This is a genomic window from Streptococcus sp. (assembly GCF_041802885.1).
GTDB lineage: Bacteria > Bacillota > Bacilli > Lactobacillales > Streptococcaceae > Streptococcus.
The window spans coordinates 17,737-38,159 of record NZ_JBHCHN010000035.1 but is presented as its reverse complement, the minus strand read 5'-3'; the positions used below and the strand labels follow the sequence as shown (position 1 = coordinate 38,159).

The window sequence follows — 20,423 nt, the reverse complement described above, 5'->3', positions numbered from 1 at the left end:
ACATTTAGGAAAGAAAGGAAAACGACTATGGCTAAAGGATTTGGAAAAGGATTCCTGACCGGAGTTCTCTCAACTGTTGCTGCTACTGCTGGTGCAATTTACGCGATTCAAAAAATCATCATTGAACCGGAAGAAAAGAAGGAAGCCTTCATTGAAGAAAACCGCAAGAAGGCTGCCCGCCGCCGCATCGCCCACTAAGATTAAGAAAATCCCTGATTCAGATGAGTCAGGGATTTTTTTGAAATTTCATAAGGTTCTTAGCATTTATCACGGACAGTGACCGTGATTGTTACAAAGCTCCCCATCATTGTACTGATGGGGACTTTTTCCTAAGAATCCTAGAAATGCACACTGTTACCGCAAAAAGTCCCAGGGAGACACAGAGATAAATAAGGGCTGAGTCATTGTAAATGGTAAAAATAGCCAGCAAGGCTGTGATGATGTGGGAGATAAGAAAGAGCCCCAAAGCTGCTTTAGACCGGAGAACCAGGCCTGCAAAAATGGGATAAAAGGTCATGGCCAGAAGGGCCAGTAAGACGTTGAGGGTACTGGATTGGAGATAAATATCAAGCTGCATCAAGGCAAAGGATAGGCCTAAATTAACTAAAATAGGACTGGCAATAATGTTTTTTTCAAATCTTGAACAGTTCATATAAACACCCCTTTCTAGCTCTATTTTATCGCTTTTTCATCCTTCCTTCAAGAAAGGTATTAAAAAAAGCCAAAATTGGCTTTTACAAGATTGTATCGTGCTTCTCAATGGAAAAAATGCAGGCAATCATGACGATGGTTACTGCCAGGAGGGCATAAATCAGAGGCTGCCATGTCCCAAAAATGGGGAAGCTGTACCCTAGCAGGACAGGACCAACTGAGGCCAGGAGATAGCCCCCTGACTGCACCATGCCTGACAGGCGGGCAGTTGCTTGACCATCGCTGGTCTTTAGAGTAAAGCTCAGCATCATGTAAGGGAAAAGTGAACTAACTGATAGGCCCAAGAGAAGACTGATGACCATCCAAAGGGCAAAATTTGCTGGAGCAAAGGCCATCAAGACCAGACCAAGGACAGTCAGCAGGGAGAGGCCAGACATAAACCAGGCCCGTTGACGATTGGTCAACCGTGAAATAAGAGAGGGGATGACCATAGAAACGGGGATGCTAATCAGATTGAAGATTCCCGCCAAAAGTCCCCCTTCTGCTTTTGACAGACCAGCAGACTGGGCGATGGTTGGCAACCAGGTCATCTCAGTATAGAAAAGCAGGGATTGCAAACCTCCAAAGAGTAGGAAGATAAGGGCCGCCTTGTTTTTCAAAAGGGATCCTTGCTTGGTCGCTTTGGAACTTTGTTCAAAACGATGATTGTAGCGCCAGTTGGGCAACCAGATGAGGGCCGCCAGGCCAACAAAGAGGGTCAAGAGGATGATAAAGGTCTGCCAGGAGCTGGCTTCCACAATCGGTACGGCTACCATTGAACCAACCGTTCCTGCCAGCCCCATCATGGTGATATAGATAGTGGTATAGAGCCCAACCTTAAGTGGGAAATGCACGGATACCAAACTAGGCAAGAGGACATTGATGGTAGCCACCGCGATGCCGATTAGCAGGGTTCCCAGATAAAGGCCCGGTACTCCGACAATGCGGACCAGGGAGCCAAAGGTCATGACGATTAGGGCCAAGCCCAAGAGTTTTTCCAGACCCAAACGAGCCGCCCAACCAGGAGCCAAGGAAGAGCAGAGGGCAAACATCATCAGGGGCAGAGAGGTTAAAATCCCCAAGTCACTGACGGAGACTCCCAGCCCTGCTGCGATATCCGTCAAAACTGCTGGAATCGCAGTAAATGGGACCCGCATAACGGTCCCCATCATCATGATTCCAACTATTAAAAAGAAGGTTTGTTTGTTATTTATTTTATTTTTCATAAATCTAGTATAGCATAAGTTTTGCCAAGGAGTAAATGATTGAATGTTTCAAAGTGTTTTTTTGAAATGAGTCTCCTCCTGTTCCATCCTTTTCTGCACAGGGTCACCTCCCTTCATTTCATCCCCTACTCTAACTGCCCTGGCCGCTTTTCTTTCTGCTTGGACGGAAAGTTTTTATCAAAGTCTTCGAGGGTGGCTTCATCCACTTGATAGCCATCGGGATCCGTATAAAGCCAAGGGCCATTTTCCAGTGAGATAGAGCCATCTCCCTGCAGGTCTAAGGCCAGGACAAAGTCCAGAACCTCTTCCTTATCCTGCCCCTCCAGATAAATACCCAGCTGACTGGCTGTGACAAAACCATATTTTGGATAGTAGGCAGGATGGCCAAAGATGACCAAATGGGAAATCCCCGCTTCTCTGGCTTGGTCAATGGCTGTCTGCGCCAAAACTTCTCCCAGCCCCTGTTTTTGAAAATCTGGGTGAATGGCAAAGGGGCCAAAAATGGCGATTTCTTTGACTTCTCCCGTTTTTTCATGGCGAAGCTGGGCCTTGCTAAAGAGGATGTGCCCCACAATTTGACCGTCCAGCAAGAGAATCCTGGACAGGTCTTCCAGATAATTGGGGTGCTGGCGCAACTGGTGCAGAATCAGGTGTTCCGAACACCCTGTCCGATAAACATTCCAAAAAGCCTCCCGCACCAGATTTTCAACAGCATGGTATTCAGCTGGCCTTTCCTTGCGAATTTCAATAGACATGGTATGCTCCTTTTTCTCATTTTATCATATTATGCCTGGCTCTGCTTTTTTCGAATGCTCCTGGACCCGTGCCTGATAATCCACTGGCAGGCTGGACTGACGGCCTTGTTTTTTGTCCAGGAATCAATAATATCCTTGAATTTGTCCATGTCTGCTTTTGACAAATCATTGAGATTGTTGGCGACACTTTTTTGGATGGATTTGTCCTCGTCATCCTTGAGGCTGGTCAGAATCCAGACATAATCGTCAAAATAGTCCAGAGCAATGGTCGTCTTTTTAGCCCAGGGCAGGGCAATTCTCAGACACTCGCAGGCCAAGCGCCTCACCTTATTGTCCTCATCCTGACACCAGATCTTGGCTAGGGCCACCGTTTTTTCAGGATAGCGCAGCAGGAGCTGCCTCATTCCAAATTCACCTGTATGCTGCTTGGTCAGTTCCTTAAGAAAGGCCGTGCTGGCTTCAAAATCATCCAGTCCGTAAAGTTCCACATACTTGCCAATGGGCCAGAGCCAGTAACCTTCCGTAAACATGCCGACACTGGTCTCCAACTCTGGACCTAAAATCTGTTCAAAAATGCCCAAACTTTCCCGATAGGACAGAGGAATATGGGCTTTAAGTGCCTCCGCAATCAAGACCTGCCTAGGACTGAAGTCCAGACTTTCCAGCTGATCCATGACCGTCTTTTTAAAGACTACCTTATCAAAGTCTGGATAGGCTGAGGCAATTTTCCCCGTCAAGTCATCCAAAAAGGCCTCATCATAATAATCTTTTAATTTTTTAGCCATGCTTTTTGAACCCTTCTAATTGCCTTCTGATCAGGTCGTCCAAATCTAAACCGACAACTTCCTGCTCCGCCAAATAAAGGGCCAGTTCATTTAGCCCGCCGGAAATAAGTGCCGTCATGGCCCGGCAGTCATAACTTTGCAAGATTTCCTTTTCTTGTAAAAGCTCAATCTGCTGCTGCAAATGGTACTGGGAATTGGCTTCATCCATTTCACGCCAATCCTGCCAACCGATGACACTGGGGCCATCAAGCAGCAAAATCTGCTTGATATCAGGCTTGCAGGCCTCTTTAACAAAGGTCACAGAGCCGATAAGCAACTGTTCCCACAAGTCGTCTGTTTTGTCTGCTTCCTCTGCTACCTTTTGGCCGATTTCTTCCTGAATCTGCAGGAGAACAGCCCTGAACAAATCTTTTTTGTTTTTAAAGTGATGGTAGAGGGCCCCTCTGGTCATGCCAAGTTGGTCCACAATTTCTTCCAGAGATGTCTGATTGTAGCCTTTTTGGGCAAACAAGGTTCTGGACACTGCTATCAGCTGACCAATGGTCGCTTGACTGGCTTCCATTTTCTTATTCATGGTAAAAAGCCTCCTGAAAATGCTCCTTGAAACTGTCAGATGGCTCAATTTCTTGAATCACATCAATAAGCAAACCATCAATAGCCACGATAAAATGACGCTGGCCAAACTCCTCATCCCGCAAACTTAACACAATGGAATCCGGTCTGTCTTGCTGGATTCTCTCATGAATGTCTGTGATATCCTCTACTTCAACATTGACCAAAATGCCTTGGGCAGCCTGCCTAAACCCCTGCGGGATGGTTTCATGGTCTGAAGCCAGAAAGGCGATTTCATGTTCTTTCAAGCGAAGACTGACATACCAATCCGATACAAAGGTCTCTTCAAAACCAAAATAATCTATGAAAAAGGCCTGTAAAACAGCCACATTCTGAGTCATGATAACAGGGTATAGACTTTTTAACATCTTCTTCCTCCTCAATACATACATCCTGTATGTGTTTTTCTTTATTTTAGCATACATTCTGTATGTATGCAATCAACTTGCTAAAAAAGCTGAGAAAAATCCCAGCCTAAGTATTCACGCTCTTAATACGCCTTCTGATTTTCTGGCTGAATTCCTTAAAGCGCCTTTTTTCCTCCGGCCAGATCTTGGTCACCCGATCCACGGCAATGATAAAGACGATGACAGCTGTGTAATCCTTGGCACTGGCAATCAGGCCGAGATTTTCTGCGATGATGAGCAAGAGGTAAAAGGCAAATAAGATGGTCCGCTTGGGCAAGGCCATCAGGCACTCAATCCCCACCTTGTAGCCTAAATAGATTTGGTGATTGAGGCCGCTTGATTTTTCCAAACGCCTGTTAAGAAAGGCCCTAATCCGACCATAAAACCAGTCAGAGGTAAAAATGAGTGACTGGACTGCAATGACAAGCCACTCCATATTACTGGCATACTTTTCATCAAATCCCATCAAACGAGCCGCCAAATAAGCCCAGGCCCCATTGTCCAAGCAAATATAGATAGACAAATAAATAAAGGCCCCTGCAATCAAAATCAGGGGCAAGGCTTTTACGATTTTCAAGAACTGCATTTCCTGCTCCATTTCATATTTTCAAAACTATTATAAGCTCTTTGAAAAGTCAAAGCAAGAGGACAGGAAGCAAACCATCTGTTTTTTCCCTATTTTTTGGAAAGTTCCAAGACCATGACAAAATCCTCCTGGTTTTCACGAAGGGTACGAAAACCAAGTTTATGGTAGAGAAAATAAGCAGGATTGGCTTTTGAGACGGACAGGGAGACGCCCTTCACTTTTTTCTTTCTCAGAGCAGCAAGGAGGGCATCCAAAAGCTGACTGCCAATCCCCTGACCACGGTAGGCATCCAAGAGAGAGATGGTCAGCGAAGGCATCTCATCCTCTACATAGCCATAATCACGGATATGCCGTACCCAGGCAGCCCCGACAACTTGACCCTCAACTTCTGCCACAAAAGCCAAATCGCCAGCCTTTTGACCAAACTGCTCCCAATAATGCCGCAATTCAGGTAATTGGAGAATACTTCTGTCTGGCATTTCAGCCCCTTCAGGTACAAATATGGCCTGATAGAGAAAATCTTGCAAGAGGGGATATTCTTCCTCCTTCATTTGCCGAATCAGCATGCTTGACCTCCATTTTGTTCTTATTTTTTCACCAAAATCATCAGGCCACTAGCCCAGAATAATTGGGTCACACGAAAATCCGGGTGCCCTTCTAGGTAGACGATGAGATCTTTGTCCTTTTCCTCATGACCTTCTGGCCAGTTGTCCTGAGGTAACGTGTCGTCAATGATATAGAAACCACCTTTTTTGACCATCGCCAATGTTTCATCCAGAAGGCGGTATTTGCCACTCCAGGTATCTGCAAAAATAAAGTCAAATTGGCGTCCCTCAAGGGAGGCGATGAAGTCATCCCCATCCTGACAGATGACCTCCAAGCGCTGGTCCTGTCCCAAATGACGCTTTAAAATGCCCAGCAGGTCCTGTTCGTAATCAACCGTCACTAAGCTGGAAGCCTGATCCATACCCGACAAAATCCACGAGGTTGAAAGCCCAGTCCCAGAACCTAATTCTAAAAAGTTTCCACCTGGTTTGCTGGCAGACAAGGTTTTCAAGAGAGAGCCCGTCAAAGGCTCCGAAGACATATCAAAGCCAAGAGCCAAACTCTCCTCCAGAATTTTCTCGATAATTTTTGGTAGTTCATACTGCTACAAATGCTTGGTAGTCATCTATTTCTCCCTTTATTTGTATCTTACTCCTGAATGGACGTTACCACCTGATTATCTTCATGTACAATGTTGGATATTCTCTGAGTTGTAAACACCTGGATTCCCTTTTCAGTTTGGGTAAAATCCACTGTTGTTGTACCATCTATTCCTGAAATATAAACATCGCTCGAACCTAGATAGCGAAACAAACGATTTTTAACAATAAAGGTTTCGTCCTGGTAGGTCACTTTTCTGTTTAACTCTTCTTGGCTTCCGCTGACAATAGCCACCTCTGGTTGGAGATAGGACAGCCCTTCTTGGCTATAACCATCCACATTGCCATGATGTCCGACTAGCAGAACATCAACAGCACCTACTTCTTTAGAGGTTTTAACTTCATCCCAGAGGATAATATCCCCTGCAAAGTACATTTTATAACCATCTTTCTCAGCAACCAGGCCCAAACTTTCTAAATTTTGATCGATGGAAATAGATTGACCTGAAGCCATTTGTTTTTTATAAATGTTCAACTCATTGTCAGAAGGTGGGTCCTGATTATATACCTGAAATGCAAAGTCCCCTAACTGAAATGATTCTTCAAAACCATGGGGAATGTCCTTAGAATTCAAGGTAGAAACCAGATTCAAATAAGTGTTTTTAACATTGACCCCATAGGAACGATCTTGATTCTTTAGAATGACTCTGCCAATTTCATACTGACTTAAAATCCAGGCATTTCTCTCGCCCTGTAAATCAGGTATGTTCTCATCAATATAGTTTGTGTGGTCACCATCCAAATGGCTTAAGAAAACCCATTCAAAACGCTTGATCCCAAGAGCTTTGAGAAAAGCCTTATCTGTTTCAACTTCTTTTGAAAAATTGGCACTGCCGGCATCAATCAATCCAAATTTACCATTGCTCTCAACCACTACAAAATTGGAATTTTTACCCGACCGGCTCAAAACGTAGACCCTATCTTCCAGCTGTCTGGCCGCACTATCTCTGACAGTACTACGAAAAAGCACCACCAAAAAGAACAAGATAGTAAAAAATAGGATAAATATAGGGATTCTAAGGCTGTTGCGGTTTGACTGTTCGTTCTGAATGATAATGGACTCTCCTTTTCTTAGCGAATCGCTACTCACATCACAGCAACTCCCCTTCTCCAATCCCATGCTCCTCCAGGATTTGCTGGATGCGGTCGAATTGGAGGCGGAAGTGTTCGAGTTTGTGGCCGTCGGATCCGATGGAGTACTTGTGGCAGCCCAGTTCCTTGACCAGGCTAAGGGCATAGAGGTAGAGGTGCTCGTGGTTATAGAGGTACATGGACTTACTATTGAGCTCAAAGGCCAGATCATGGTCAATCATCTTTCGGAAAATGCGGCGGAGCTGGGGTTCATATGCCTTTAACTCTTCCACAGTGACATCAAAAAGCCTGAAACCATAGTCAAAATGAGCCAAGACATCTGCTTCCACACGCCCGATGGCATATTCTAACTTGTCCAGGTATTCCTGCATGATGGCATCCTTGTCCATATCCGCCACTTCTTCATCCAGGTAATCATTGACCCCATTATGATGGACGGACAATAGCTTTAAATCATAGTCCTTGTCGGCCAAAAAGCTGAGAATATCTGCTTCTCGCGGCTGGTAATAGCCAATTTCAATACCCCGCTTGATGCGGTTGCCATACTGGGCATTGAGCGCAGCGATTTCTTCCGAATAGGCCTCATAATCAGGCACATCATCCTGCTTGCTATAAGGATTGGACAGGTCAAAGTGCTCGGTGGTCACTAATTCTCCCTCGTAGTTTTCCAGATAATCCTTAAAATCAGCATCGGAATCGTAGGAATGGTGGGTGTGTAAATGATTGTCGCGCATGGTTTTCTCCTTTTTTCTTCTCGAATACTACTTTCTTCCATTATACCTTATTTAAGAGAAAAGCAGTAAACTTGTCCATTTACTGCTTGGTCGGCTGTCTCAATCAGCCATATTTAAGTTCTTTTTTTCCTCCTCCGACAACTGAATCTCCCGAGTTGTATTCTGAGATTTCTTTAACAAAGCATCGTAGTCTTGAAGAGTGAACTGCCTATAGGTCGAATAAAATTGGTACTGCTCTGACTCTTTGATATTGTGACCGTAATAGTTGTCCACGTAGACATGCCGACCATCTTCGGAAATAAAGCCATTCATAGGATAGGCCGAACTATGAAAGGCAAACTGCTGCATCAACTTGCCTGTTGTAAAATTGATGAGGTAGGCATGATATGCATCTCCTTGGACGCGAATCGTTAAGAGGAGTTGTTTTTGCACATGAAAATCATGCTGGAATTTGCCACTTTCTCCCAACTGATCCAATTGATTTGAAAAGTTGATATCTGTACCCGTCTTTTTAAAATCATGATAGCTGGAGCCGATATTGTTGTAGAGAGAAAAAATCCTCGTTTTGCCATCTTCTCCCTTGTCCATGGAAACGATGACACCTGGAATGTCTGCAACTTTTTGCCTGGTTTTCAAATCGTAAACTTTTGAAATGGCTTCTGTATATTGGGCTACAAAGTAGCCACCATCTGCACTGACAAAGATATTGGCTAAACCACCCTTGTCAATATTCAGCTGGCTTGCTTGTTTCTTTTTCTTTAAATCATAAAAGGTAATTTGTCCATTAGCTGTGGTGACAAACAGTTGGCTGGAATCGGGGCTAAAACCCATTCGATATGATGTGCGATCAATGATGATCGTCATGTGGTTTTTATCATTTTCAGTATCTAGGATCCCTATCTTATTTTGAGCGTCTTCACTAGTAAGAGGGGTAGTCAGGTAGCGGCCGTTATTGGATAAGACATAGCCAGCATAGCTAGGAATAAAGCTAGCATTTTGTGACAAGATTCCCTGCTGGATTTCTTTCACTATTTTTTTACGATTGGCATCCAAGAGGAAAAATTGTCCTTCCTGATAAAGCAAGCCATAGCGGCCATTGTTTGAGGCGGTGACCAGCTGACCATCCTCTACTTCCTTTTCTCCACTGGATTGAAGATTGAGCAGTTTGATTTCTTGATTCTGGAGCGACAGAGCCAAGGCATTCTTGCCATCCGGAGTCATGAAAATATAGTCCAGACCAGCCTTACCAGTATTCGGAATGGTCGAAACGACCTTATCGTTTCGAATGAAGAGAAGGTCTCCATTCTCTTTGAGAGCTAGCAGGGATTGGCCATCCTTCGAAACCTCTATTTGCTTGATTCTGACTGATCCGGTTGATATTTCTAAGATATCTTTTCCAGTCTTGGAGTCTAACTTACGAATATTTAAACTATCCACAATGTATAAGAACTGCCCATCATCAGAAGAAGCCATGGCCCCTTCGTTAAGGGATGTTTTGAAAAGATGGTCATTTTGAAACAAGATTTTATCTGTTTCCATGTCTATCTTAAGAAGACCTTCCCCTGCCCGGGTATAAATATAGCGATGATCCTCACTGCCTTTCATGTCGGCGTAAGAAAATCTTTGCCCATCAATCACTCTGTCCTGAAAAGCCAGTGCTTCTGTTCTTTTTTCCAGGTCATATTTGATGAGGGACTGGTTTTCTACATACGTATCGTAAAGAACCCACATAAACCGGCCTTTTTTATCAAATGTGATTCGTCGAACATTGGAGCGCAGAGGCATGGAAGCTCCAACTTCTTCTAAAGTTTTGCTGTCATAACGCTGATAGATGTAGCCTTCGGATGTATCATAGATGACTTCCAGATTCTTATCCTCATTAGAATAAACAGCCAGCATGATGTTCCCCGGAGCCTTTTTGGATGCCAGGAGTTTCAAATTATCTGCCTGCCAGAGATTGATAACGTCATCAAAACCTCCGCTGACCAGCTGATCTCCCTTATTGGTAAAAGTCAGTATTTTAACCTGCTGGCTATGGCCACTGGCTGTTTTCAATAGATTCCCCGTCTGGATATCATAAAGGGCGATGGAGTCATTATTCAAACCTGCGACAAAGGTCTGATTCTTTGGATTGATATCCAAAAAGGTAAACTCATTCCCTGTCTCGATCACCCGATTATAGCCCATTTGGGAGCCAGCCACCGTCTCATTTAAGATATGAAGGTGCTGTTCTTTGAGGTCATCATAGGCAGACATCTTGTTATCTATGTCCTCCATAGCATTTTCTGCTAGCATCAGGGCCTTAAAGCGATTGCCCTCCTTTACCAGGTTATTGGCCTCCGTCAACATAAAGTAGGCCTTGTCCTGCATGGTTTGGCGCTTAGCAGCATTTTCGCTGCGATAGGCATTAATCATAAAAATACCGAAGAACAAAAGACTAGCGGAGACAATGCTAGATAAGAGTATGAGTTGTCGCTGCCTTCTGACCTTGTCCCTCTGTTTCAAATCGCCATAGGAAACGCCAAGAATCGCCGCCATAATACGATATTTTTCTTCCTTGAGACATTTGATGGCCAAATCAGCCAATTTATTGATCTGGTCTGAATCGGTCTTCTCTAGACTGGCAAAACCAGGAAAATTTGGACTTTTAACTTGTGGACTACGCAATTCAGCAGCCAAGATATCCTTGGTCATTTCCTCACTAGATGGCCTAGTTGAGCCATCTGGTAGGAGGGCTTTAGGGAAAGATTCTTCAGGTTCTCCTTCAATCAGAACTGGGATGACCCTGTGGATGCCATGTAATTTGATAAAGGTCTCCACCTCAATTTGGCACCAAGCGGAATCATTGAATCGCTTGGAACAAACAACAATCAAAAACTTGGAATGCTTCAGAGCGTCTTGAATGGACTCAGAGAGAGAGCTGGTTGAGAGTTCTTCTCGGTCACGAAAGACACGAAACTTAGGTTGCTTGCCATCCACATAAAATTCCTTCGGCAGCTTAAACGTTTCAATCATGGTGTGAATGGCTTTGGCAACCCGTATGTCCACAGGCAAATGCCGGTAACTGATAAAGGCAATATACTTATACTGCTCTTGATCCTCATGGTATTCCTGAGCAGCCTCTTCCATTTCAAAAAAATCCTCCGCCATAGCTAACCCTCCCTCAAGTCCAGAGTGGAAATTGTATCAAAGATGGCCTTATCCCTTTGTTTGCTGGCCAGAAATTCTGACCAGTCATCAATCAGGCAATCATGGGTCTTCTTTATCTCATCCTTTTCCTGTCCAAAAACAAAATTTCGCATGTAATAAAAATTATTCCAGCGTTGGTGCTCTAAGGCCGTCAAATAGTTTAGGAACGGATGACTTTCAATGTAATCCACACGTTGACTGACTGTTTTATCAGCCAACTCTGACTGCCATTGCTCCAGCATTGCTGTCGAATCTGCGAACTCCGGCAAGACTTCCAGAAATTTTTCCAAAATCATCTTTTTTGTTGGTCGATGTGCAGTCTGGTAGGCGCTGGAATCCTTTTTTACACTGGACAGACTTTCCCACTGAGCTGACTGACTCCGTTCATCTGCTGGATAAGTCATCAGTTCAGACATGGTGGCATTATACTTAGCGTTGAAACGCTTAGCATTTGTCAAAAGACTTTCTTCCAAGATGATTTCCTTGGTCAAGAGTCGGTCTTTATCTCCAAAAACGGTGATACTGGAATGTCGGATAGATAAGCTCTCAATAACCGGAACAATTTCCAAAGTTTCCTTAGCGTATACTGCAAAGGGAACATCAACTAAGATATCCGCTAGGCGATCTAGATTAAAGATATTCTTCTTGCTATCTTCATGGGCAAAAAGGACAGCCGAATAGGGATGTTGACTGTGTTCTTTCGCTACTTCTGCTTGCAGTAGGCTTGACCCATTTGGTAACTCAAGGAGTTTTAGCTCCACGACCTTGGCGATTTCACGCCGGTAATCGATAAAATCAGCCACCTTTTTCGCTACTTTTTCATCCACAATCGTTACTTGTAATGGCTGAAAAGGATTGAGGGTTAATAGATTTGTCACTTGACCGATAAAGCTCTCGCTGACACTGGAGAACCCTACAATGAGTAACCGGTAAGCCCCAACTGCCTGACCGATTTCTTCTGCGGATTTAAAGGTCTTACCAGCCCAGCTTTCCCTTATTGTTTGAGGAGGCACCATATTGAATCCGGAATGTTCCAATAGAGATTTGACCAACAAATCCTCAATCTTAAAATAATGAATATCGAAGCATTCTAATTGATCCAGCTTTGGCTCAACCATTTCTCGCATCCGAAGATCCTCGACCTGCAAATATACCTGAATCTTTTGGCTAATCTTCTGGTTTTTCAACATACTATGTAACGCCAACAAACGTCCATAATTGCTAGGCTCATTCTCAAAGGAGATCAGCTTAGTGGCCCGATACAGACCCTTGTCACGAAAGGTGACAGCATTCACTTTTTGACCTGGCTGATTAAAGTCCAGTTTAACAATTTCCACCTTTAGATCATGAAACGGCTCTTCATCTACTTCTTCTGCCCTGTCAACCAGATAGGAAATCCGGATTTTAGGATTTTCCTTATAGACATTTTTGATAAAGGCAAAGCTGCTGGCCCGGTCCCCCATGATGATCATCTCTGATTTTTTGAGGTGGTAAAGGTTATTCTTAAGGGACAGATAGATCTTTTGAAACATGGCAAAGAAACCAATTACTGTCGATGTCGGTGCTAACCAAATGGCCAATTCATAGACCAAAGGAGATTGACTCGTGATAGACTGGGTCGGTGAAAAGGTGAAGAGTTTAAAGGTTGAATAGAGGATAACCATCACTTCCTTTAGGGGATGCGGATACTTACCATGGTAAACCAAATAACTACCATATAAACTAAGCCCCAGGCTGATTAAAAACAAAATGAATTGGTATTTTTTAAAATAATAGAACAGGGTATCTTTTTTCATCGTCTCTCTCCTAGCAAACTATTACTTTTTTACTATTGTATCAAAAACTACCAGGGAAAGAAAGTGTTTCCATAGTCCCCCGACATCCTTGTTATAGTTTTCGTCTATACCCTTCCCCTAAAAATAACTATTTTTCAAAAGGAAAAATCTGGGTTACAATGGGGACATCAAAAAAAAGAGGTATGACAGATGACAAAATCAAAATTCCAATTAGTTGGCTCACTCCTACGTCCAGCGGACCTACGGAAATTCAAGGATGAAATTGAAAGCCGTGATGATATTCAGTATCCTTTCTATGATGCTCTTCCAGGCTATCAAGAAACAGAGACCGCTGATATCAAGCAGATTGTAGCCGAGCAAAAAGAAAAGGGCATCGATATTCTGACCGATGGTGAATTTGGTCGCTCCATGTGGCATCTTGATTTCCTTTGGGGTCTCAAAGGAATCGAGCGCTATATTGCTGACCACGGTTACACCTTTAAAGACCATGATGGCGGCACCTACGAAACCCGTAAGGATATCGGTATCCGCATTACAGAACCCCTTTCAGGTAAAAATCATCACTTCCTAGATATCTATAAGTTGGTCAAAGCTGAAGCTGGCGGTGAAGACACCAAGCAAACCATTTATGGACCAGCTCATGCTTACACAGAATTAACTGTTTTTAATGGTCTTGCTGGTGAAGACCAAGTTTACAAGACCAGAGAAGAACTGAAAGCTGGCTTGATCCAGGCCTATAAGGAATTTTTGGATGAGTACAAGGAAGCTGGTGGAAAGATTATCCAGTTTGATGATTGCCTCTGGGAACTCTTTGACGAAACCAATCCTAACTCTTTCTTCCCAGAGGGCAATGCAGGACTTGCTGAACTGGCAGATGAATTTATTGCCATCAATAATGAAGTGGCCGATTATGCCCATGAAATCGGACTGACCGTTTGGACCCACAACTGCCGCGGCAACTACGAAAGCCGTCACGCAGCAGGCGGAACCTACGAAGCTATCGCCAAGAAATTCTTGGCAGACCAACGCTACGACCGCTTCTTCCTGGAATGGGATGATGAGCGTGCAGGTGACTTGGTAGCTCTTGAAGCGCTCAAGGATAAGGATGTAGAAGTTGTCTTGGGACTCCTGTCTTCAAAAACAACGGACCTTGATGATGAAGAACGGGTCTACAAACTCTTGGAGGAAGCCAGCAAGATCATTCCAAAAGAGCGACTCTTCCTCTCCCACCAATGTGGCTTTGCCTCTTGTGACTCAGGAAATGAGCTGGCCATCCCACAACAATGGGCCAAAATCAAACAAGGCCAAGAAATCGCTGAAAAATTCTTTGCTGAATAAAAAAATAATAGAGGTTGGGATAAAAGTAGTTCCAAACTCTATTTTTTCGTTTTTGATACTTATAGCGCAGTCGTTGAGTGGGCTTTAACAGTCTGGGGGACTGTTAAAGGTTGGAGATATAACAAACGGAGTTTGTGTCAAAATGCGCTGATAAATCAGCCTTTACAGCCCTATACGATTGATGCGAACTTTGTTCGCTTTATCTCCAACCTCAAACTGTCTCCCAGACAGTTTGAGATATGCGGAGGTGGGAGTTCAAAAGGTCTGGGAGACCTTTTGAAGTGGGAGATATCAGCTGACGGTAGTCAGCTCCCATCGTTCAAGGTCTTGGGATAGACTGTTTCAGCTCAACAACTGGAAATAAAGACTTGTTGACGAAATCGAATTTCTTCGAAATTACCGATTTCTGTCCCGCTCTCATTTTTATAGGCGTTTTTTCTTAGGGATTTGTTGGTGGATAATGGCATCGATGGGTCCTGCCAAGAGCAATTTGTCCATCAGTTCCTTGTCTGAAGTCTGGTCATTCATTTCCAAGATGGATTCCAGAACTAAGACATCTTTTTTCTTTTTGTACTGAAGAGAGACCAGTTCATGCTTTTGACAGAGATTCTTTCCTTTTGTCTGGAAAAAATAGTCCACATCAAATTCCTTGGGAACTGTCAGAATCAAGTAGCGGTACTTGGAACTTGGTTTGGCAAAGGGAGACTGCTCCAGCAGGAAAATCAAGAGGGACAGGATGAGGGTAAAGGCTACCGCAAGCAGCAAGTACCCCATCCCAGTCGCCAAGCCGATGGCTGTGGCCAGAAAGACGGCTAGGAGTTCCTTTGAACTGCCCGCAGCTGACCGAAAACGAATGAGACTAAAGGCTCCTGCAACGGCCACACTGGTTCCCAGATTGCCATTTACCAGCAGAATAATGATGGCAATAAGAGCAGGCATCAGGGTCAAGGTGATGACAAATTCCTTTGTATGCAAGGTTTGGTACTTGTAGACCATGGCCAGGACTACTCCAAGGACCAGACTGGTCGCAAGGATCAAGCCAATTTGACTGACTGTCATACTGCTGGTTGTAGTTGTTAAAATACTAGAGAATAAGTCTGTCTGCAAAGGCTACTCCTTTCATCATTTCTTGGTTCAATCGGTAGGCAGTACCGTATTTAGAGAAGGATTGCTGCTCCAAATGGTATTTATCCAGCAAATCCTGCAACCAGTGGGGCATAGCATCCTGAATCTTGATTTCCATAATCATCAGATGATGGGGCAGGAGGGGGAATCCGTATTTCTGGTGCAGAAGAGGAACTTCCACATCTCGGTAGACGAGATTTTGGTCAATGGTCAAACGAAGTTTTCTATCATCCCGCCCCCGATAAGAGGAACGATCATAATAGATGTACATCTTGGGACTCAGTTTGCAGTAGCGCTTGATCAAAGACTGAAGTTCAGCTGAGACCTGAGCATCCAGAACATTGGAATGATCTGAAAAATGCTCGATATAGTTGGCGATGGCAATAGGTGTCGAAGTCAGTCTGTACTTGTAGCCCACACCCCCTATCTTTTTCTTGATTTCCAAGAAGGCCTGACTTTGGAAGGAAGGCTGCTGATCATAGACCCGCATCCGAACCTTCTCGCGGCCATTCTTTTTAGCTATTGCGTCCTGAATCATGTCAAAATCGTCATTATCAAAATAGACATTACTGATGGTAGATTTGGCAAATTGGTCTTCCACCATATACTGGCTCAATTCCTGTTCAAATAGGGCAAAGGTCTCTTTATCAATGATAAATTTGACTTCTCTGCGCTTGAACTGTTTTTGAATCTTCTGTGTCTTCATTGTGTTTTCCCCCATCCGATTGGATTTGTCTTATTTACAAAACAAAGTATAGCTATGAAAAATTAAATGAAGCTGAAAGAAATGTTAAAGAAAACTTAAAGCCTGTCTTTTCAGGCCTTGGGAAATATGATAGAATGAAGAAAAAAAGAAAGCGGGCACATCCTATGTATGAATTGTGTTTGGAATATGGAACCTTTCCCATTAGCCTGATTTCTGATGATGGCGCTGATTTGCAGGCTGTCCCAGACTTTCTCGCAGATGATGCCGAATTGGTCCAAAGGCTGACAGAAATGAACGACCTCTTTCACAGTCTCTTTGTGGAAATTGAAGGAAGCCTGGACTATATCGGCCGTGAAACCCCAGAAAAAGTTGAACTGCTGCACAGCCTTTTTAAGGATATCGCAGAAGCGGTTAGCGACAAATATGATCAGGTTCACATCGGAACCTTTTACTTAAAATAAAAACATAAAAAACCAGGAATCTGCTTCTAATTAAGAGAAATCCCTGGTTTTTTGAATAAGCTAGCTTTAGTGGAAACTTTTCAGCGAACCCGTTCCCTAGTCTCTTCTATTATCTGATGACTCGGCTTCTCCTGCTTCCCTTACTGTTGTCGTAGTAGTTGGTACTTCTACTAGCCTTGGTATGGTTGTTGTGGCAGGCATACTTGTCGCAGGTTCAGTAACAGTAGTTGTACTACTTCCTATTGAGTTTGTGGTGCTTGTCCTTGACTCAGTGATCGTTGTAATATCACGAGTTGTCGTACTTGACCCAGTGACTGTAGTAGTTTCTGTAAGCTGTTCCTTTTCAGGCTTTACTTTCGGTGTTTTCTGGCCGCCAAGTTGCCCACCTCCAACAGTTGGATAAAATTGTGCCAATACTTTTGGAACACCTTTGTCATTCAACTCCAACTCATGCTGCGGAAGGAAGTTATATCGAACATCCACGTATTTCAGGGTATGATTCTTTTCTTTAATGACCAAAGTTGTCAACTGATTAGAAGCTGCTTCCAAGGTCTGCAAGTTGCTAAAAGCATTGATTCCCTCCAAGTTCTTGAGACCATTTTCTGACAGTTTGAGTGTTTGCAAAGTTCCTTGTATTCCTGAAATGGTCAAGCTGGAAATCTGATTGCTATTAGCAGAAAAGCTATCAATTTGCGGGAGGGCCTCCAAACCAGCTAAAGAAGTCAGCTGATTATGATCCATTTGCAGATTGGTCAGGGCCAGATTATCTTTCAAGAAGGATAGGCTCTTAATATTGTTGCTATTCAAGTACAATTCTCGAACATTTTCTGTTTTCAAGGTATGAACATTCAAGGTTGGATTGCCTGACAAGAAGAGAGTCGTCAACTGCGGTTTGTTCGCAAGCGCCGATACATCTTCTATCTGGTTTTGTTCCAAACTGACAGCAGTCAAGTGCTGCAACTCTTTTAGCGCTGAAATATCAGTGATATTGTTTTGTTCCAAATTGAGCGATTCCAACTGCGGTAAACTTTTCAAGACAGAAATATCCGTCAGCTGATTTCCTGCTGCCGCAAGGCTCTTGAGCTTAGGAAATTCTTTTAAGAAAGAAAGGTCAGAAACATTATTTTGTGAGATATCAATTCCTTCCAGTTCGGGCAAATCTTTTAAGAAATCATAGTTGGTGATGCCGGTTTTAGTCATCCACAACTGCTTTAATTTTTTGAATTGCAAAACGGGTGTTGGGTCCTTAATGGGGGTAAAACCGATTCCCAAAATTTCAATATTTGGCATCAGATCCAGACCTTTTCGTGTCAGAGGATCTGGATTTTGTCCAATATTTAACTTCTTCACAGTCAAAAGCCAAGCTTTCATCTTCTCAGGATCTGTTTCATTTCCCGGAAATTCTTGATCAGCCACAGCATGCAAAATATCCTGAATAATATCATCATCGAACCCTAATTTTTTCAAGGTCTCCATACCAGATTTCTGATGGGCATGAGGATCTCCTTGAGGACCATGTGGGTCAAATGGCTTAGAGGTATCAATATCCTTAAGCAGAATAGAATGCTGATGGTCTCCGTGTGGATACACTAAAGCTTTTCCGTATGGTGTATCCACGACTTGAATACTGGTCTCGTCAATTCCAAGTTGTGCTGCCAGGTAGGCTTTCTTTGTCTTTACCTCTTCATCATCTTGCTTCTTCGGATCACCAATGGGTTTCCCAGTGTCAATAGGCTCAGTATGATAGTGGTCCCCATGCGGATAGATAATCATGTTATTCTTCCAGTCAACAATAATCTTCTCACGTGGAATCTGATATTGTGCCATAATTTGGGCAACTCGTTGATCAATCAGTTGTTGTAACGCAGGACTTGGCTGCTCTTCTTTTGGTGCTGGTTCTGGTTTTTTTTCCTTGGGTATAGCTGGTTTCTTCGGCTCAGCAGGCTTCTTTGGATCAGCATTTTTATTCCTTGTCGCCATCCAGAGTTTTGAAATTTTGATTTCAAGTGGTGAAAGCTTAGAAAAAGGAATAAAATGTTCATGGTCTCCATGTGGAACTACGACACCGTAATCCGTTATCTTGGTAATTTGTTTTGGATCAAAGACCAACCCATCTCCTTCATGGTAACGCTGACTTTTAGGAAGTGCATAGAGTTGTTTAAAAAGCTGTTCCAGAGTTTCTTCGTCCGATGTATGCCCAATACCCTGTACTTTTGGTTTCTTTGGTTCTGCTGGAGCTTGTTTCAAAATTTGAGACTTTCTCTTTCTTTGCCCAGCTGTTAAACTACTCCAATAGGCTTGAGCTGCCTGCAAATCGTGTGGTGGCAAGGCTGTCTTTGGAATATAGTGATAATGCCCATTGTGTTTCACGATGTAAGCATCACCTGTATCATCCACTATATCCGCAGCATTGAACACATAACCATCATCTGTACGGTAATGTCCATTGGAACCATGATGACTTGCTGCCGCCTGCTGTTGTTTCGCTACTATTGAGCTGCTTCTAACATTGCTTTGTTTCTGCGGATCTTTCAAGTACAGAAAGTATTGACCATTCACTTTGATAATATAGCCATCTTTCACTTCATTAACGACATCTTCTTGCTTGAAAACATAGCTAGCATCTTTCATCAAGAGTTCCTCGCTGATAATCGCATCAAAGGGCACTCTTCCATTGTAGTAATGATAGTGGTCACCATGTAAGGTCACATAGCCATCATCCGTAATTTTAATGACAATCTGCTCTGCCGAAATCCCTTCTTTTTTTGATACCTGATCTGGTGTCAGCTCCTCTTTTTTGACACTGCTATTGTCTTTGGCAGATTTTTTATAACCCTCTACATAAGAGATACGATTGTCTTTCTTAGCTTCTTGAGTTTTGCTGTGTTGACTCAGCACGTAAGCACTGGCTAAGCCGATACAAGTTATCGTTGCCGCAGAAGCAAGAACAATTTTTTTCTTCATGTTTACTCCTTATTTTCTGGTTTATATAATTAACTAGTTAATTAACCAGTTAATAGTTTGGCAAAAATAATCAATTTGTCAAGATTTTTCCATACTTTTTCTGAACAAAACCGGGATGACAGACATAAGACTGAAGTTCTCGCTCATAAGCCTATGAAATCATGCTAAAACCTTACTAGGATGATATTCCTAGCAAGGTTTTTAGGGTTAAGTATTTGAATCATGAAAAAGCAAATCTATTTTCGGTTACGGCATTGATAGTATGACAATACAATCATACCATTTCTTCTTAAAAGAAAATCACCCCAATAATAATTAGGATGATTCTCATCTATTTTATCGCACTTCAGCAGAAACATGATCTGCCAAAGATTTGGCAGTCATAGCATTCTTACTTCTTAATTTAGCATCAATCAGAATCTAAAATAAACTGTTGAAACTCTTCTGGAACTGATGGTTTATTGTTGAATAAGTTATTCATAAATTGATTTTCATCACACATCAAAATTTCTTGATCAATGTTTTCTGCTTGCCAATTGATACTTTCAAAGATTTTATCATTGTCTTCAGTATCGACAACTTGAAAAAATCCTTCCTCCAATCCAAAATTGATGATAGAATTCAACAGTTCTAAAGGATAGTTCAAGTGTTTATAAAAATATGTATATAAACGGGATACAATCGCATCTTCTTCTAAAATGGAGGTTAGTAATTCGATTAAATCTTCTTCTTTCATTGCATTCATTTTCCTT

Annotated in this window: 20 protein-coding genes; 3 read left to right on the top strand and 17 right to left on the bottom strand. The window is 42.9% G+C overall.

Features of this window, described 5'->3' with window-relative positions:
• The first annotated feature begins 27 nt into the window (after window positions 1-27).
• The gene (locus ACEYCN_RS04845; protein WP_373713169.1) at window positions 28-198 is read left to right on the top strand and encodes a DUF3042 family protein; all 171 of its coding nucleotides are present in this window, start codon (window positions 28-30) and stop codon (window positions 196-198) included.
• 106 nt (window positions 199-304) lie between these two features.
• Here the strand turns inward: ACEYCN_RS04845 and ACEYCN_RS04840 are convergent, their stop codons facing one another.
• The 13 genes from ACEYCN_RS04840 to ACEYCN_RS04780 form a co-directional block, all read right to left on the bottom strand.
• The gene (locus ACEYCN_RS04840) at window positions 305-652 is read right to left on the bottom strand and encodes a hypothetical protein (RefSeq protein WP_373713168.1); all 348 of its coding nucleotides are present in this window, start codon (window positions 650-652) and stop codon (window positions 305-307) included.
• A gap of 82 nt (window positions 653-734) precedes the next feature.
• Window positions 735-1,916: an MFS transporter gene (locus ACEYCN_RS04835; RefSeq protein WP_373713167.1), complete on the bottom strand. Its 1,182-nt coding sequence runs from the start codon at window positions 1,914-1,916 to the stop codon at window positions 735-737.
• A 125-nt stretch (window positions 1,917-2,041) separates the two neighbouring features.
• Window positions 2,042-2,671 carry a GNAT family N-acetyltransferase gene (locus tag ACEYCN_RS04830; RefSeq protein WP_373713166.1) on the bottom strand — a complete coding sequence of 210 codons (630 nt, stop codon included), beginning with the start codon at window positions 2,669-2,671 and terminating at the stop codon, window positions 2,042-2,044.
• Window positions 2,672-2,700: 29 nt separating this feature from the next.
• On the bottom strand, window positions 2,701-3,456 hold the full coding sequence (locus ACEYCN_RS04825) for a DNA alkylation repair protein (RefSeq protein ID WP_373713165.1): 756 nt from the start codon (window positions 3,454-3,456) through the stop codon (window positions 2,701-2,703).
• Window positions 3,449-4,030 (bottom strand): TetR/AcrR family transcriptional regulator, encoded by a 582-nt coding sequence (locus tag ACEYCN_RS04820; protein ID WP_373713164.1) that lies wholly within the window; start codon window positions 4,028-4,030, stop codon window positions 3,449-3,451. Before ACEYCN_RS04820 ends, ACEYCN_RS04825 begins: the two co-directional genes overlap by 8 nt.
• Window positions 4,023-4,436: a glyoxalase gene (locus ACEYCN_RS04815; RefSeq protein ID WP_373713163.1), complete on the bottom strand. Its 414-nt coding sequence runs from the start codon at window positions 4,434-4,436 to the stop codon at window positions 4,023-4,025. Before ACEYCN_RS04815 ends, ACEYCN_RS04820 begins: the two co-directional genes overlap by 8 nt.
• Window positions 4,437-4,542: 106 nt before the next feature.
• A complete protein-coding gene (locus tag ACEYCN_RS04810; RefSeq protein WP_373713162.1) occupies window positions 4,543-5,061 on the bottom strand; it encodes a hypothetical protein in 519 nt (172 codons plus the stop codon).
• An 89-nt stretch (window positions 5,062-5,150) separates the two neighbouring features.
• A complete protein-coding gene (locus ACEYCN_RS04805) occupies window positions 5,151-5,627 on the bottom strand; it encodes an N-acetyltransferase family protein (RefSeq protein ID WP_373713161.1) in 477 nt (158 codons plus the stop codon).
• Between the two features lie 20 nt (window positions 5,628-5,647).
• A complete protein-coding gene (locus tag ACEYCN_RS04800) occupies window positions 5,648-6,166 on the bottom strand; it encodes an O-methyltransferase (protein WP_373713160.1) in 519 nt (172 codons plus the stop codon).
• Window positions 6,167-6,255: 89 nt separating this feature from the next.
• Entirely contained in the window at window positions 6,256-7,236 is a 981-nt protein-coding gene (locus tag ACEYCN_RS04795; RefSeq protein ID WP_373713159.1) for a ComEC/Rec2 family competence protein, read from the bottom strand.
• Window positions 7,237-7,357: 121 nt separating this feature from the next.
• Window positions 7,358-8,092 carry a hypothetical protein gene (locus ACEYCN_RS04790; protein ID WP_373713158.1) on the bottom strand — a complete coding sequence of 245 codons (735 nt, stop codon included), beginning with the start codon at window positions 8,090-8,092 and terminating at the stop codon, window positions 7,358-7,360.
• 99 nt (window positions 8,093-8,191) lie between these two features.
• Window positions 8,192-11,242: a TIR domain-containing protein gene (locus ACEYCN_RS04785; protein ID WP_373713157.1), complete on the bottom strand. Its 3,051-nt coding sequence runs from the start codon at window positions 11,240-11,242 to the stop codon at window positions 8,192-8,194.
• Window positions 11,243-11,244: 2 nt separating this feature from the next.
• Entirely contained in the window at window positions 11,245-13,077 is a 1,833-nt protein-coding gene (locus ACEYCN_RS04780) for a hypothetical protein (RefSeq protein ID WP_373713156.1), read from the bottom strand.
• A gap of 189 nt (window positions 13,078-13,266) precedes the next feature.
• Between ACEYCN_RS04780 and ACEYCN_RS04775 the strand changes: the two genes are divergently transcribed.
• A complete protein-coding gene (locus ACEYCN_RS04775; RefSeq protein ID WP_373713155.1) occupies window positions 13,267-14,415 on the top strand; it encodes a cobalamin-independent methionine synthase II family protein in 1,149 nt (382 codons plus the stop codon).
• A gap of 423 nt (window positions 14,416-14,838) precedes the next feature.
• Here the strand turns inward: ACEYCN_RS04775 and ACEYCN_RS04770 are convergent, their stop codons facing one another.
• Both ACEYCN_RS04770 and ACEYCN_RS04765 read right to left on the bottom strand, forming a co-directional pair.
• Complete coding sequence (locus ACEYCN_RS04770; RefSeq protein WP_373713179.1) at window positions 14,839-15,474, bottom strand: DUF4956 domain-containing protein; 636 nt, start codon at window positions 15,472-15,474, stop codon at window positions 14,839-14,841.
• A 25-nt stretch (window positions 15,475-15,499) separates the two neighbouring features.
• Complete coding sequence (locus tag ACEYCN_RS04765) at window positions 15,500-16,246, bottom strand: polyphosphate polymerase domain-containing protein (RefSeq protein ID WP_373713154.1); 747 nt, start codon at window positions 16,244-16,246, stop codon at window positions 15,500-15,502.
• 134 nt (window positions 16,247-16,380) lie between these two features.
• Here ACEYCN_RS04765 and ACEYCN_RS04760 point away from each other — a divergent pair, with 134 nt between their 5' ends.
• On the top strand, window positions 16,381-16,707 hold the full coding sequence (locus tag ACEYCN_RS04760) for a hypothetical protein (protein WP_373713153.1): 327 nt from the start codon (window positions 16,381-16,383) through the stop codon (window positions 16,705-16,707).
• Window positions 16,708-16,803: 96 nt separating this feature from the next.
• On the opposite strand, the gene ACEYCN_RS04755 is transcribed toward ACEYCN_RS04760, so the two are convergent.
• Entirely contained in the window at window positions 16,804-19,671 is a 2,868-nt protein-coding gene (locus ACEYCN_RS04755) for a pneumococcal-type histidine triad protein (protein ID WP_373713152.1), read from the bottom strand.
• Between the two features lie 409 nt (window positions 19,672-20,080).
• Window positions 20,081-20,407: a hypothetical protein gene (locus ACEYCN_RS04750; RefSeq protein WP_373713151.1), complete on the bottom strand. Its 327-nt coding sequence runs from the start codon at window positions 20,405-20,407 to the stop codon at window positions 20,081-20,083.
• Between the last annotated feature and the right edge of the window lie 16 nt (window positions 20,408-20,423).

Bases quoted from the DNA above. Each gene is read 5' to 3' on its own strand.
- ACEYCN_RS04765 (WP_373713154.1), bottom strand. From the start codon at position 16,246: ATGAAGACACAGAAGATTCAAAAACAGTTCAAGCGCAGAGAAGTCAAA.
- ACEYCN_RS04815 (WP_373713163.1), bottom strand. From the start codon at position 4,436: ATGTTAAAAAGTCTATACCCTGTTATCATGACTCAGAATGTGGCTGTT.
- ACEYCN_RS04810 (WP_373713162.1), bottom strand. From the start codon at position 5,061: ATGCAGTTCTTGAAAATCGTAAAAGCCTTGCCCCTGATTTTGATTGCA.
- ACEYCN_RS04750 (WP_373713151.1), bottom strand. From the start codon at position 20,407: ATGAAAGAAGAAGATTTAATCGAATTACTAACCTCCATTTTAGAAGAA.
- ACEYCN_RS04805 (WP_373713161.1), bottom strand. From the start codon at position 5,627: ATGCTGATTCGGCAAATGAAGGAGGAAGAATATCCCCTCTTGCAAGAT.
- ACEYCN_RS04760 (WP_373713153.1), top strand. From the start codon at position 16,381: ATGAAGAAAAAAAGAAAGCGGGCACATCCTATGTATGAATTGTGTTTG.
- ACEYCN_RS04835 (WP_373713167.1), bottom strand. From the start codon at position 1,916: ATGAAAAATAAAATAAATAACAAACAAACCTTCTTTTTAATAGTTGGA.
- ACEYCN_RS04785 (WP_373713157.1), bottom strand. From the start codon at position 11,242: ATGGCGGAGGATTTTTTTGAAATGGAAGAGGCTGCTCAGGAATACCAT.
- ACEYCN_RS04780 (WP_373713156.1), bottom strand. From the start codon at position 13,077: ATGAAAAAAGATACCCTGTTCTATTATTTTAAAAAATACCAATTCATT.
- ACEYCN_RS04840 (WP_373713168.1), bottom strand. From the start codon at position 652: ATGAACTGTTCAAGATTTGAAAAAAACATTATTGCCAGTCCTATTTTA.
- ACEYCN_RS04770 (WP_373713179.1), bottom strand. From the start codon at position 15,474: ATGACAGTCAGTCAAATTGGCTTGATCCTTGCGACCAGTCTGGTCCTT.
- ACEYCN_RS04790 (WP_373713158.1), bottom strand. From the start codon at position 8,092: ATGCGCGACAATCATTTACACACCCACCATTCCTACGATTCCGATGCT.
- ACEYCN_RS04755 (WP_373713152.1), bottom strand. From the start codon at position 19,671: ATGAAGAAAAAAATTGTTCTTGCTTCTGCGGCAACGATAACTTGTATC.
- ACEYCN_RS04830 (WP_373713166.1), bottom strand. From the start codon at position 2,671: ATGTCTATTGAAATTCGCAAGGAAAGGCCAGCTGAATACCATGCTGTT.
- ACEYCN_RS04820 (WP_373713164.1), bottom strand. From the start codon at position 4,030: ATGAATAAGAAAATGGAAGCCAGTCAAGCGACCATTGGTCAGCTGATA.
- ACEYCN_RS04775 (WP_373713155.1), top strand. From the start codon at position 13,267: ATGACAAAATCAAAATTCCAATTAGTTGGCTCACTCCTACGTCCAGCG.
- ACEYCN_RS04845 (WP_373713169.1), top strand. From the start codon at position 28: ATGGCTAAAGGATTTGGAAAAGGATTCCTGACCGGAGTTCTCTCAACT.
- ACEYCN_RS04825 (WP_373713165.1), bottom strand. From the start codon at position 3,456: ATGGCTAAAAAATTAAAAGATTATTATGATGAGGCCTTTTTGGATGAC.